The organism is Actinomycetospora sp. ABD4_176 (genome assembly GCF_056311855.1).
The window spans coordinates 97,997-110,568 of record NZ_CM149974.1; the positions used below are offsets into that span (position 1 = coordinate 97,997).

Annotated in this window: 13 protein-coding genes; 11 read left to right on the plus strand and 2 right to left on the minus strand. The window is 73.1% G+C overall.

Annotation, left to right across the window (positions count from 1 at the left end; genetic code table 11):
- Positions 1–147: 147 nt before the first annotated feature.
- From ACYX4T_RS00425 to clpX, 3 genes are all read left to right on the plus strand, one after another.
- Positions 148–750 carry an ATP-dependent Clp protease proteolytic subunit gene (locus tag ACYX4T_RS00425; protein ID WP_476015150.1) on the plus strand — a complete coding sequence of 201 codons (603 nt, stop codon included), beginning with the start codon at positions 148–150 and terminating at the stop codon, positions 748–750.
- 14 nt (positions 751–764) lie between these two features.
- A complete protein-coding gene (locus ACYX4T_RS00430; protein WP_476012615.1) occupies positions 765–1,418 on the plus strand; it encodes an ATP-dependent Clp protease proteolytic subunit in 654 nt (217 codons plus the stop codon).
- 244 nt (positions 1,419–1,662) lie between these two features.
- On the plus strand, positions 1,663–2,949 hold the full coding sequence (gene clpX / locus ACYX4T_RS00435) for an ATP-dependent Clp protease ATP-binding subunit ClpX (RefSeq protein ID WP_476012616.1): 1,287 nt from the start codon (positions 1,663–1,665) through the stop codon (positions 2,947–2,949).
- Between the two features lie 13 nt (positions 2,950–2,962).
- Here the strand turns inward: clpX and ACYX4T_RS00440 are convergent, their stop codons facing one another.
- Both ACYX4T_RS00440 and fdhD read right to left on the minus strand, forming a co-directional pair.
- Positions 2,963–3,898 (minus strand): alpha/beta hydrolase, encoded by a 936-nt coding sequence (locus ACYX4T_RS00440; protein WP_476012617.1) that lies wholly within the window; start codon positions 3,896–3,898, stop codon positions 2,963–2,965.
- Positions 3,899–3,983: 85 nt separating this feature from the next.
- Positions 3,984–4,832 carry a formate dehydrogenase accessory sulfurtransferase FdhD gene (gene fdhD / locus ACYX4T_RS00445; protein ID WP_476012618.1) on the minus strand — a complete coding sequence of 283 codons (849 nt, stop codon included), beginning with the start codon at positions 4,830–4,832 and terminating at the stop codon, positions 3,984–3,986.
- Between the two features lie 103 nt (positions 4,833–4,935).
- Between fdhD and ACYX4T_RS00450 the strand changes: the two genes are divergently transcribed.
- From ACYX4T_RS00450 to ACYX4T_RS00485, 8 genes are all read left to right on the plus strand, one after another.
- On the plus strand, positions 4,936–6,315 hold the full coding sequence (locus ACYX4T_RS00450; RefSeq protein WP_476012619.1) for an OFA family MFS transporter: 1,380 nt from the start codon (positions 4,936–4,938) through the stop codon (positions 6,313–6,315).
- Complete coding sequence (locus tag ACYX4T_RS00455) at positions 6,312–6,443, plus strand: MFS transporter small subunit (RefSeq protein ID WP_476012620.1); 132 nt, start codon at positions 6,312–6,314, stop codon at positions 6,441–6,443. Before ACYX4T_RS00450 ends, ACYX4T_RS00455 begins: the two co-directional genes overlap by 4 nt.
- Before the next feature lie 43 nt (positions 6,444–6,486).
- Entirely contained in the window at positions 6,487–8,055 is a 1,569-nt protein-coding gene (gene folC / locus ACYX4T_RS00460; protein WP_476012621.1) for a bifunctional tetrahydrofolate synthase/dihydrofolate synthase, read from the plus strand.
- On the plus strand, positions 8,052–8,477 hold the full coding sequence (locus ACYX4T_RS00465; RefSeq protein WP_476012622.1) for a DUF4233 domain-containing protein: 426 nt from the start codon (positions 8,052–8,054) through the stop codon (positions 8,475–8,477). Before folC ends, ACYX4T_RS00465 begins: the two co-directional genes overlap by 4 nt.
- 76 nt (positions 8,478–8,553) lie before the next feature.
- Entirely contained in the window at positions 8,554–8,958 is a 405-nt protein-coding gene (ndk, locus tag ACYX4T_RS00470; protein WP_274234044.1) for a nucleoside-diphosphate kinase, read from the plus strand.
- 105 nt (positions 8,959–9,063) lie between these two features.
- A complete protein-coding gene (locus ACYX4T_RS00475) occupies positions 9,064–11,067 on the plus strand; it encodes a TIGR03960 family B12-binding radical SAM protein (RefSeq protein ID WP_476012623.1) in 2,004 nt (667 codons plus the stop codon).
- A gap of 19 nt (positions 11,068–11,086) precedes the next feature.
- Positions 11,087–11,668 (plus strand): N-acetyltransferase family protein, encoded by a 582-nt coding sequence (locus ACYX4T_RS00480; RefSeq protein WP_476012624.1) that lies wholly within the window; start codon positions 11,087–11,089, stop codon positions 11,666–11,668.
- The gene (locus ACYX4T_RS00485; protein ID WP_476012625.1) at positions 11,668–12,504 is read left to right on the plus strand and encodes a TIGR03936 family radical SAM-associated protein; all 837 of its coding nucleotides are present in this window, start codon (positions 11,668–11,670) and stop codon (positions 12,502–12,504) included. The genes ACYX4T_RS00480 and ACYX4T_RS00485 overlap by 1 nt, the downstream gene beginning before the upstream one ends.
- The last annotated feature ends 68 nt before the right edge of the window (positions 12,505–12,572 follow it).

Below are 12,572 nucleotides of genomic sequence, written 5' to 3' on the forward strand. Positions count from 1 at the left end.
CCCGTCGACGGACTGCCGGACCCCTGCCGGTGGTTACTGTCGACGGTGTTCGACCCGGAGGGCCCGACCGACGCCAGACCGATCACCTCAGCAGAGAAAGCGGGGACACAGGTGAGCCAGCACCTCTCCATCCCGGCCGGGGCGGTCATGCGCTCCGCCGGGGGATCGATGACCCTCAACGACTCGGTCTACGAGCGCCTCCTGCGGGAGCGCATCGTGGTCCTGGGTCAGGAGGTCAACGACACGATCGCCAACCAGATCTCGGCGCAGCTCCTGCTGCTCTCGGCCGAGGACCCCAAGTCCGACATCACGCTCTACATCAACTCGCCGGGTGGCTCGGTGTCGGCGGGCATGGCGATCTTCGACACCATGCAGTGGATCGAGCCCGACGTGTCGACGGTCGCGATGGGCCTCGCCGCCTCGATGGGGCAGTTCCTGCTCTCCGCGGGGGCCCCCGGCAAGCGCCTCGCGCTGCCGCACGCGCAGATCATGATGCACCAACCCTCCGGTGGCCTCGGCGGCACGGAGTCGGACATCACGATCCGCGCCGAGTCCATGCGCAAGCTCAAGCGCGAGATGGCCGAGCTGATCGCGGAGCACACCGGCCAGACGTTCGAGCGCATCACCGAGGACTCCGACCGGGACCGCTGGTTCTCGGCGCAGGAGGCCCTCGAGTACGGCTTCATCGACCACGTGGTGACGCGTGCGTCGGACCAGCCGAGCACCAACGGCAACGGCCAGAGTTCCTGAGACGGGAGACGCAGATGAGTGAGCTCCACGTGCCCGGTGGCACGGCTCCGGCCTCGCCGCAGTCGCGCTACATCCTCCCCTCCTTCGTCGAGCGCACGAGCTACGGCGTCAAGGAGTCGAACCCGTACAACAAGCTCTTCGAGGAGAGGATCATCTTCCTCGGGGTGCAGATCGACGACGCGTCGGCGAACGACGTGATGGCGCAGCTGCTGTTCCTGGAGTCGAACGACCCGGACCGCGACATCACGATGTACATCAACTCGCCGGGTGGCTCGTTCACCGCGCTCATGGCGATCTACGACACGATGCAGTACGTGCGTCCCGACATCGCGACGGTCTGCCTCGGGCAGGCCGCGTCGGCCGCCGCGGTGATCCTCGGCGCCGGCGCGCCGGGCAAGCGGCTCGCGGTGCCGAACGCGCGGGTCATGATCCACCAGCCGGCCACCGAGGGCTTCTACGGCCAGGTGTCGGACCTGGAGATCCAGGCCGCGGAGATCTCGCGCATGCGCCGCCTCATGGAGGAGACGCTCGCGCGGCACACCAACCGCAGCGCCGAGCAGATCCGCCAGGACGTCGAGCGCGACAAGATCCTGACGGCCGCCGAGGCCAAGGACTACGGCCTCATCGACGACGTGGTGGCGAGCCGCAAGCTCTCCGCCTCGCGCTGACCCGCTCCCGGGGCCCGTCCACCGCGGCGGGGCCCCGGGGAGGGGCGCGGCGCACCCGGCGCAGCGGGCCGACCGCTGGTCGAGGGAGCGTCGTGCGGCCGGTGCTGCGCATCGGCGTCGCGAGCCCGCGACCTGCACGATCCACCGGTCTCGAACCTCCCCGTCCGACGGGGTGGGCAGGTACGGTCAACCACAACGAGCGCACCGACCACGGTGCGCCGGAGGGGACACGAGGTCTGCTGCGATGGCACGCATCGGCGACGGCGGTGACCTGCTGAAGTGCTCCTTCTGCGGGAAGAGCCAGAAGCAGGTCAAGAAGCTCATCGCGGGTCCGGGCGTGTACATCTGCGATGAGTGCATCGACCTGTGCAACGAGATCATCGAGGAGGAGCTCGCCGAGGCCGGTGAGGTCAAGCTCGACGAGCTCCCGAAGCCGACCGAGATCCACGACTTCCTCGATCAGTACGTGATCGGCCAGGACGACACCAAGAAGACGCTCTCGGTGGCGGTCTACAACCACTACAAGCGTGTCCAGGCCGGCGAGAAGAACCGCGAGAACAGCCGCAACGACGACACCGTCGAGCTGGCGAAGTCGAACATCCTCATGCTCGGCCCCACCGGGTGCGGCAAGACCTACCTCGCGCAGACCCTGGCGAAGCTGCTCAACGTCCCGTTCGCCATCGCGGACGCCACGGCCCTCACCGAGGCCGGCTACGTGGGCGAGGACGTCGAGAACATCCTCCTCAAGTTGATCCAGGCCGCCGACTACGACGTGAAGCGCGCCGAGACCGGCATCATCTACATCGACGAGGTCGACAAGATCGCGCGGAAGTCGGAGAACCCGTCGATCACGCGCGACGTCTCCGGCGAGGGCGTCCAGCAGGCCCTGCTGAAGATCCTCGAGGGCACGACGGCGTCGGTGCCGCCCCAGGGTGGGCGCAAGCACCCGCACCAGGAGTTCATCCAGATCGACACGACGAACGTCCTGTTCATCGTGGCCGGGGCCTTCGCGGGCCTCGAGAAGATCATCGCCGAGCGCGTCGGGCGCGGCGGCCTCGGCTTCGGCGCCGACATCCGCTCCAAGGCCGAGATGGAGTCCGCCGAGTCGTTCGGCGACACGCTGCCCGAGGACCTCATCAAGTTCGGGCTCATCCCCGAGTTCATCGGCCGCGTGCCGGTCGTCGCCTCGGTGTCGAACCTCGACCAGCCGAGCCTCGTGCAGATCCTCACCGAGCCGCGCAACGCGCTGGTCAAGCAGTACCAGAAGCTCTTCGAGATGGACGGCGTCGAGCTCGAGTTCGCCGCCGAGGCGCTCGAGGCCATCGCCGACCTCGCGATCCTCCGCGGCACCGGTGCCCGCGGTCTGCGCGCGATCATGGAAGAGGTCCTCAACCCGGTGATGTACGACATCCCGGGTCGCGACGACGTCGCCAAGGTCGTGGTCACCGAGCAGACCGTCAAGGAGAACGTGAACCCGACGATCGTCCCGCGCCAGCCCTCGCGGCGGGAGCGTCGGGACAAGTCGGCCTAGCGGTCCCCGCGGCTCAGCCGGCGCGGCGCAGTCCCGCGCCGGGCCGCGGGTCGCGGGCGTGGCGGCCGAGGAAGCCGATCACGTCCGGCATGACGCGCGCGTAGTAGACCCCGTCGTGACGCCCCGGACCGATCGTCGCCACCTCCGGGCGCGCGACCGCGACGTAGCGCCGGGTGGCCTCGACGAACGGGTCGCGGTCGCCGCACCACACGCCCGTCGGCACGCCCGCCAGCTCCGCGGAGAAGCGCAGCGGGTCGTTCGCCTCCCAGTCGAGCCGGTCGCGGAACGGGCGGCGGGCGGCGGCGCGCCAGTCGGTGAACAGGCCGGGGCTGACGACGCCGACCGCGCGCGGCGGGCGCCGCCGGCGGACCCGCTCGCGCGTGTAGAGCAGCGCGCCGGCCCCGCCCATCGACACGCCGGCGGCCAGGGCCGGCTCGCCGGGCAGGTCGCCCGGCGCGGGGGCGACGGCGAGGCCGCGCTCGCGCAGCCAGCCGGGCAGCTCGTCGAGGAGCATGCGCAGCGGGTCGTCGTCGCGGCCGTAGGGGTGCCAGTAGTTGTCGCCGCCGTCGACGCCCACCAGCGCGAACGTCGGCACGCCACGAGCCCAGGCGTCGCCGAGCAGCCCGCGGTTGCCGGCCTCGCCGAACCACAGGGCGTTGCCCCGCAGCCCGTGCAGCGCGACGCACACCGGCAGCTGCGCGCGGTCGGCGCCCGGGGGCAGCACGGTGACCAGCCGGACCCGGCGACCGCGGGCCTCGGAGGGGATCCACTCGACGGTCCGGACGGCGTCGGTGGGCGACGGGCGGCGCGGCGGGTCGGGGATGCGCTGGGGCGGGGGAGCCGGGTCGTCCCGGCCGACGAGCAGCCCGCCGACCCCGAGCGCCCCGGTGATCCCGAGGGTGGTGGCGGAGCCGAGGAGGAACTGGCGGCGGGTCGGTCGGGCGGGCACGGTCGGCGTCCTCCCTCCACGCGCGCCGGGGTCCGCGCGCACCGTACGGGCGGAGGTCGGACGATGGCGGGCGGCGTGCCGCGCGTCAGCCCCCGACCAGGGGAGCGTTTTCGGTGGCGATCCGCTGGGTCCCGGCGTAGACGTTCATCGACCGGCCGCGCAGGAAGCCGACCAGCGTCATCCCCGACTCCCGGGCCATCTCGACGGCCAGGGACGAGGGCGCCGACACCGCCGCGAGCACCGGCACGCCGGCCATGACCGCCTTCTGCGTCAGCTCGAACGAGGCGCGCCCCGAGACCATGAGCACGGTGCCGCGCGCCGGGATGCCGCCCTGGAGCAGCGCGTACCCGAGGACCTTGTCCACCGCGTTGTGCCGCCCGACGTCCTCGCGCGCGACGATCAGCGTGCCGTCCGCGCGGAAGAGGCCGGCGGCGTGCAGCCCGCCGGTGCTGTCGAAGACGGCCTGCGCGGCGCGCAGCGTGTCGGGCAGGCCCGCGAGGACCTCGGGGGTGAGGGAGACCGCGTCGTCGCCGGGCGCGAACTGCGTCTTCGTCCGCACCGCGTCCAGCGAGGCCTTGCCGCAGACCCCGCACGACGACGTCGTGTAGAAGCGCCGCTCGACCGAGTCGTCCGGCGGCGCGACGCCGGGGGCGAGGGCGATGTCGAGGACGTTGTAGGTGTTGCGGCCGCTGTCGTCGACCGAGTCGCAGTAGCGGGCCGTCGCGACGTCCTCGCGGTCGCCGATCACGCCCTCGGTGAGCAGGAACCCGTGGGTGAGCTCGACGTCGTGGCCCGGCGTGCGCATCGTGACGGCCAGGGACCGGCCGGCCACCCGGATCTCCAGCGGCTCCTCGGCGGCCAGGGTGTCCGGGCGTCGCCGCGTCGCGCCGTCCTCGATGTGCAGCACCGGCCGCTTCACCGTCACGCGTCCCATGGCCGTCCCTCCGATCCGTCGCTGTGTGTGATCGGTGTGTGACTGCTCAACCGACCGGGTAAGGGCCGTCGTACCGGACGGCGGCGGCGAAAGGGGACCATCCATGGCCGGCGGCTTCTTCGATCGCTCCTCCATCGTCGCACCACCGGGGTGGAGCCGCTGGCTCGTCCCGCCGGCGGCGCTGGCCGTCCACCTGGGCATCGGCCAGGCGTACGCGTGGAGCGTGCTCAAGACCGGGCTGGGTCAGGGTCTGCAGCTCTCGGGCACGGCGACCGCGCTGCCCTTCCAGCTCGCCATCGTCATGCTCGGTCTGTCGGCGGCCGTGTTCGGGACGCAGGTCGAGCGCCGCGGCCCGCGTTGGGCGATGGCCGTCGCGACGGCCTGCTTCGCCGCCGGTTTCCTCATCTCCGCGGCCGGCATCGCCATGGGGCAGTACTGGCTGGTCGTCGTGGGATACGGCGCCGTCGGCGGCATCGGCCTGGGCATCGGTTACATCTCGCCGGTGTCGACGCTGATCAAGTGGTTCGTCGACCGGCCCGGCATGGCGACCGGCATCGCCATCATGGGGTTCGGCGGTGGCGCGCTCATCGCCTCGCCGGTCGAGACCGCGCTGCTCAACGCCTTCGGCCGCACGCCCAGTGGTCTCGCCTCGACCTTCCTCGTCCTCGGCATCGCCTACGCGGTCTTCATGTCCCTCGGCTGGCTGCTGATCCGGGTGCCCCCGGAGGGCTGGCGCCCGCCCGGCGCCCCCGCCGAGTCGGAGGACCCGGCCCAGCGCGGTCCGGCCGTCTCGGTGTCGAAGGCGGTCCGCCTGCCGCAGTTCTGGTTCCTGTGGATCGTGCTGTGCTTCAACGTCACGGCGGGCATCGGCATCCTCGAACGCGCCGACGGCATCTTCCGCGACTTCTTCGGGTCCACCACCCCCGCACAACAGCTCGCCGGCGCGGCCGCGGCGTTCGTCGCGATCCTCTCGCTGGCCAACATGATCGGCCGATTCGTGTGGTCGTCGACGTCCGACCTCGTCGGGCGCAAGAACATCTACCGGATGTACCTCGGCCTCGGCGCCCTGCTCTACCTGGTGATCCTCACCCTCGGCGAGGGCAACAAGGTCGTCTTCCTCATCGCGTCGCTGCTGATCCTGTCGTTCTACGGCGCGGGCTTCGCCACGGTCCCCGCATATCTCAAGGACCTGTTCGGCACCTACCAGGTCGGTGCGATCCACGGCCGGCTGCTCACGGCCTGGTCCGCCGCCGGCGTGCTCGGGCCGCTCATCGTGAACGCGATCGTCGACGCCAGCGACGCCGAGGGCCCGGCCCGCTACACCACGTCCTTCATCATCATGACCGCGCTGCTGGCGGTCGGGTTCGTCGCGAACGAGCTCATCCGCCCGGTCGACCCGAAGCACTACGTCAGTGACGCCGAGCGTGCCGCGCCCGAGGGCTCGGCCGCCGCCGAGGACCGCCGAGAGGGAGCGAACCGATGAGCGACCGCACCACGTCAGCCCCCTCCGGCGGCCGCGCCGTCCTGACCGCCGTCGCCTGGCTCTGGGTGCTGATCCCGTTCCTCTACGGGGTCTACTCCCTGGTGCTCAAGGTGCCCGCGCTCTTCTGAGCGGGTCCGGGGCGGCGAGCGACGCGTCGTAGCATCGAGGGTGATGACGAGCGACGACCGCTGGGGCTCCGTGTCGGCGGACCAGGACGCGTCCGGTGACGCGGACGCCGACGAGCTGGCCCAGCTCCTGGCGATGGCGGGCGGCGCCGACGACTCCGGCTCCGGGCCGGGCGGCGGCGCCCTCGCCGACGCGCTGAGCCACGGCGTGACGACGGGGCCGACCGACGACCGGCCCGCTCACGAGCCCGACGACGCCGAGGCGCTCGCGGCCCTGCGCGCCGTCGAGACCGAGCTCGACCAGCGCTGGCCCGAGACGCGGATCGCCCCGTCGCTCGACCGCATCCGCGCGCTGGTCGAGGTGCTGGGCGACCCGCAGCGCTCCTACCCGGCGATCCACGTCGCCGGGACCAACGGCAAGAGCTCGGTCACGCGGATGATCGACGCGCTGCTCACGCGCATCGGCCCGCGCACCGGCCGCTACACCAGCCCGCACCTGCAGCGGGTCACCGAGCGGATCGCGATCGACGGCGCGCCGATCAGCGCGCGGCGCTACGTCGAGATCTACCAGGAGATCGCCCCGTTCCTCGGGATCGTCGACCGCGCGCAGGGGGACGGGCCGAAGCTCTCGAAGTTCGAGGTGCTCACCGGCATGGCGTTCGCGGCGTTCGCGGACGCCCCGGTGGACGTCGCGGTGCTCGAGGTCGGGCTCGGCGGGTCGTGGGACGCCACCAACGTCGCCGACGCCGTCGTCGCCGCGATCACGCCCATCGACATCGACCACGTCAACTACCTCGGCCCGGAGCTGGGCGGCATCGCGGCCGAGAAGGCCGGCGTCATCAAGCAGGGCGCCGTCGCCCTCATGGCCGAGCAGTCGCCCGAGGCGGCGAAGGTGCTGCTCGAGCGCGCGGTGGCGATGGACGCCGAGGTCGCCCGCTCCGGCATGGAGTTCGGGGTGCTCGGGCGCGAGGTCGCCGTCGGGGGCCAGCAGCTGCGCCTGCAGGGGCTCGGCGGCGAGTACGACGACATCTACCTCCCGCTCTTCGGCGAGCACCAGGCCAAGAACGCGGCGCTGGCGCTGGCGAGCGTCGAGGCGTTCTTCGGGGCCGGGGCGTCGCGCAAGCTCGACATCGCCGCCGTGCGGGACGCGTTCGCCTCGGTGCGGGTGCCCGGGCGGCTGGAGCGGCTGCGCTCGGCGCCGACGGTCGTCGTGGACGCCGCGCACAACCCCCACGGTGCGCGGGCGGCGGCGGCCGCGGTGCGCGAGGAGTTCTCGTTCCGCCGGCTGGTCGGGGTCGTCGCGGTGATGGCCGACAAGGACGCCGAGGGCATCCTCGCCGCGCTCGAGCCGGTGCTCGACGAGGTCGTCGTCACCGCCGTCAGCTCGCCGCGCGCCATGGACGCCGACGAGCTCGGGAGCCTCGCGGTCGGGTTCTTCGGCGCCGACCGCGTGGTCGTCGAGACCCGGATGGACGCCGCGCTGGAGACCGCGATCGGGCTGGCCGAGGAGACCGACGACCCCGAGACCCCGGTCGCCGGCGCGGGCGTGCTGGTCGTGGGCTCGGTGGTCGCGGCGGGGGAGGCCCGCACGCTGCTGGGACGGGAGCCGCAGTGACCGAGCCCGGAGTGACCGATCCCGGAGCGCCCGAGCCCGGCGTGCCCGACGGTGGTGCCGCGGCGCGCAAGGCGTTCCGCGGCCCGGCGAGCGCGTGCCTGTCGCTCGAGGTCGTCACGGTGCCGCTCGGGCTGCTCGTCATGGACAAGGTCGAGGGCGGGCTGACCCCGGTGAAGATCGCCTGGGTGGTCGTGCTGACGCTCGGGATGATCGTCGCGATCGCGACCTTCTCGCGTCCCTGGGGCCTGCCGCTGGCTCTGGGCCTGCAGGTGCTCATGCTGCTCGGCTGGGTCGTGTCGCCGTCGCTGGGCGTGCTGGGCCTCGTGTTCTGTCTCGTGTGGGCGCTGATGCTGTGGATGCGGCACGAGGTGCTGCGCCGCCAGCGGGAGTTCGCGCAGCGCAGCGGCGCCGGACCCGAGTAGCCGTGGGCCGAGCGGGGCGCCCGACGAGGCTCGTTAGGCTCGGCCCCCTCCGACATCCATCTGTGAGGGGAACGACGTGGACGAGCGCACCCTGGTGCTGGTCAAGCCCGACGGCGTGCAGCGGGGCCTGGTCGGCGAGGTCATCGCGCGCATCGAGCGCAAGGGGCTGCGCCTCGTGTCGCTGGAGCTGAAGGCCGTCGACCGCGGCCTCGCCGAGCAGCACTACGCCGAGCACGAGGGCAAGGGCTTCTACGAGGAGCTGCTGAGCTTCATCACCTCGGCGCCGGTCGCCGCGATGGTCGTCGAGGGCCCGCGCGCCGTCGCCGCCTTCCGCCAGATCGCCGGCGGCACCGACCCCGTCGAGAAGGCCGTGCCCGGGTCCATCCGCGGCGACCTGGCCCTCGAGACGGGCTCGAACATCGTGCACGGCTCCGACTCGCCCGAGTCCGCCGAGCGCGAGATCAAGCTCTGGTTCGGCTGATCTCCTGACGTCGAGCGGGTCCGGTCCGGGACCGAGCCTCCGGGCCCGCTCGGCGTCACGCCCCGGGTGGGCCGGGGCGGGCGGGACGCTCGTTACCCTGGGTGGGTGGTCGAGTCCGTGTTCGAGAGCCTGGAGCCCCTCCTGCCCCGGGTCCGCAAGCCGGTGCAGTACGTCGGCGGCGAGCGCAACGCGGGGACCAAGCCGTGGGGGGCGGTGCCGGTCCACTGGGCGCTCTGCTACCCCGACGCGTACGAGGTCGGGCTGCCCAACCAGGGCCTGATGATCCTCTACGAGGTCCTCAACGAGCGCCCCGACGCCCTCGCCGAGCGCACCTACGCCGTGTGGCCGGACCTCGCCGCGCTGATGCGCGAGCACGGGGTGCCGCAGTTCACCGTCGACGGGCACCGACCGGTCGGCGCGTTCGACGTGCTCGGCGTCAGCTTCGCCACCGAGCTCGGCTACACGAACCTCCTGTCGATCCTCGACCTCGCCGGCATCCCGCTGCACGCCGCGGACCGCACCACCGAGCATCCCCTGGTGCTCGCGGGCGGGCACGCCGCCTTCAACCCGGAGCCGATCGCCGACTTCGTCGACCTCGTCGCCCTGGGGGACGGGGAGGAGGTCGTCGGCGACATCACCGACGTCGTCAAGGCCGCGAAGGCCGAGGGCCTGGACCGGCGGGCGACGCTCGAGCGCCTGGCCGCGGTGCCCGGCGTCTACGTCCCGGGGCTCTACGAGGTCACCTACGGCGACGACGGCACCATCGCCGCGGTCACGCCGACCAGCCCGGCGGCCCCGGAGCGCGTCCACAAGCGGACCACCTCCGACCTCGACGACTGGCCCTACCCCAAGGCCCCGCTCGTCCCGATGGCCGAGACCGTGCACGAACGGATGAGCGTCGAGATCTTCCGCGGCTGCACCCGCGGGTGCCGCTTCTGCCAGGCCGGCATGATCACGCGCCCGGTGCGCGAGCGGTCGCCGCAGGGCGTGGGAGAGATGGTCGAGCAGGGGCTGAAGAGCTCGGGCTACCACGAGGTGGGCCTGCTCTCGCTGTCGTCGGCCGACCACTCGGGCATCGGCGAGATCGCCAAGGGCCTCGCCGACCGCTACGAGGGCACCGGCACCGGCCTGTCCCTGCCGTCGACGCGCGTCGACGCGTTCAACGTCACCCTCGCCGAGGAGCTCACCCGCTCCGGGCGCCGCAGCGGCCTGACCTTCGCCCCCGAGGGCGGGTCGGAGCGGCTGCGCAAGGTGATCAACAAGATGGTCTCCGAGGAGGAGCTCATCGCGACCGTCTCCACCGCCTACGAGCACGGGTGGCGGCAGGTCAAGCTCTACTTCATGTGCGGTCTGCCCACCGAGACCGACGAGGACGTGCTGCAGATCGCGTCGATGGCCCACGAGGTCATCCGTGCCGGCCGCAAGGCCGCGGGCCGGGGCGACGTGCGCGCGACGGTGTCGATCGGCGCCTTCGTGCCCAAGCCGCACACCCCGTTCCAGTGGGCCGGACAGACGGCGCCCGACGTCGTCGACGCGCGGCTGCGCAAGCTCCGCGAGGCCATCAACAGCGACCGCTCGCTGGGCCGCAACATCGGCCTGCGGTACCACGACGGGCAACCCAGCCTGGTCGAGGGCCTGCTCAGCAGGGGTGACCGCCGCATCGGGCGCGTCATCGAGCGCGCCTGGCGCGAGGGCCAGCAGTTCGACGGGTGGAGCGAGCACTTCTCGTTCGAGCGCTGGGTCGCCGCCGCCGCGAGCGAGCTCCCCGTCGACCAGGGCGTCGACCTCGACTGGTTCACCACCCGCGAGCGCGGCGAGCACGAGATCCTCCCGTGGGACCACCTCGACTCGGGTCTCGACCGCGGCTGGCTCTGGGACGACTGGCAGGACGCCCTGGCCGCGCAGGAGCAGGACGACTGCCGCTGGACGCCCTGCTTCGACTGCGGCGTGTGCCCGACGATGGGCACCGAGATCCAGATGGCCCCTCCGGGGCGCCCCTCGCTGCCGCTCACGCCGGTCGACCACCGGACCTCGACCCCGGTCCGCAACCCGGCCTTCGCCGCCGCGACGTCCACCCCCGCGGCGACCACCGCGGGGCGTGACGAGTGACGACGGGGGCCGAGCGCCCGTGAGCACGGCCGGGTCGCGCCCCGGAGAGCCCCGGCCGCCGGAGCGCGCGGTGCCGCCCGAGCGCGCCGAGCGCGCTGCGCCCGCGGTGCGGGTGCGCCGGGCCGGCCCCACCGACGGCGACGCCGTCGCCGCGCTGCGCCGCGCCTGGGTCGAGCAGCGCGGACGCGCCGCCCCGGGCGAGGACCCGGGCTTCGAGCAGGACTTCGCGACGTGGTGGCGCGCCGAGCTGTCCCACCACGTCGTGTGGGTGGCCGAGGCGCAGAGCGGTGACGGCGGCGAGGACTGGGCGGCCGTCGGGTCCCTCGACGTCGCCGAGGTCGCCGCCATGCCCGCGCCCGGGCGCACGGGGGAGCGGTGGGGCTACGTCGGTAGCCTCGTCGCCCTCGGGGCCGCGCCCCGCGGCGTCCCCCGCAAGCTCCTCGGCGCCGCCGTGGCCCACGCCCGCGAGCGGGGGCTGGTGCGCCTCGTGCTGCGCCCGTCGCCGGCGGGCGCCGCCTTCTACCGCGCCGCCGGGTTCACCGCGGCCGGCGACGACATCGTGGTCCTGCCCACCGGCGGAGGACCGGGAGGGACGAGCTGATGGTCGGGACGCAGGGTGGGACGCAGGGTGGACGGCCCTCGGTGCTCAAGGCCAGGGCCGGCGACGCGCCGCACCCGTCGGCGCCGGTCGTCGGGAAGCTCCGCATGCGCTACGCCAAGCGTGGGCGGGCGCGGTTCAGCTCGCACCGCGACATCGCGCGGACCATGGAGTGGACGCTGCGCCGTGCGGGGGTGCCGGTGGCCCTCTCGCAGGGGTTCAGCCCGCACCCGCGCCTGTCGTGGATCGGGGCCGCGCCCACCGGCGCGGCGAGCGAGGCGGAGTACCTCGAGATCGGCGTCACCGAGCACCTCGACCCGGTGGTCGTGGCCCGCGAGGTCGACGCGGTGCTGCCCGACGGGCTCGCCGTGATGGAGGTCGTGCCGGCCGGCCCGGGCGCGCTCGCCGACCGGATCGACGCGAGCGTCTGGGAGATCGAGACGCCCGGCGTGTCCGACGACACGCTCGCCCCGGCCGTCGAGGCGTTCCTCGCGGCGCCGGAGGTGTCGGTGGAACGCGTCACGAAGAACGGCCCGAAGCCCCTGGACGTGCGAGCGGCGGTCGCCGAACTGCGCTGTTCGCTCACCCGGACGGACGAACCGGTCGACGTCGACCGGGAGGACCGTGCACGAGCGGCGACGTGTGGGAGACTGACAGCGGTCGTACGGCACACCACGCCGGCCGCACGACCCGACGATGTGTGCAGTGCCCTCCGCGCCGTCGCCGGCCTCGAGTTCCCGGAGCCCAACAGGGCCACCCGGTGGGCGCAGGGACGGCTCGACGAGCGCGGGGAGCTGATCGACCCGCTCGCGGCGGACCGCGCGGCACCCACCGCGTAGTCCCCAGGACGGACCCGGTCGGCCTCGGTGCTCCCACTTCGGCGATCGCACGGTCCGACGACTCCCGA

What these genes read in the sequence shown, in the direction of transcription:
- ACYX4T_RS00425 (WP_476015150.1), top strand. Translation starts at nt 148, where the DNA reads ATGCGCTCCGCCGGGGGATCGATGACCCTCAACGACTCGGTCTACGAG.
- ACYX4T_RS00430 (WP_476012615.1), top strand. Translation starts at nt 765, where the DNA reads ATGAGTGAGCTCCACGTGCCCGGTGGCACGGCTCCGGCCTCGCCGCAG.
- clpX (WP_476012616.1), top strand. Translation starts at nt 1,663, where the DNA reads ATGGCACGCATCGGCGACGGCGGTGACCTGCTGAAGTGCTCCTTCTGC.
- fdhD (WP_476012618.1), bottom strand. Translation starts at nt 4,832, where the DNA reads ATGGGACGCGTGACGGTGAAGCGGCCGGTGCTGCACATCGAGGACGGC.
- ACYX4T_RS00450 (WP_476012619.1), top strand. Translation starts at nt 4,936, where the DNA reads ATGGCCGGCGGCTTCTTCGATCGCTCCTCCATCGTCGCACCACCGGGG.
- ACYX4T_RS00455 (WP_476012620.1), top strand. Translation starts at nt 6,312, where the DNA reads ATGAGCGACCGCACCACGTCAGCCCCCTCCGGCGGCCGCGCCGTCCTG.
- folC (WP_476012621.1), top strand. Translation starts at nt 6,487, where the DNA reads ATGACGAGCGACGACCGCTGGGGCTCCGTGTCGGCGGACCAGGACGCG.
- ACYX4T_RS00485 (WP_476012625.1), top strand. Translation starts at nt 11,668, where the DNA reads ATGGTCGGGACGCAGGGTGGGACGCAGGGTGGACGGCCCTCGGTGCTC.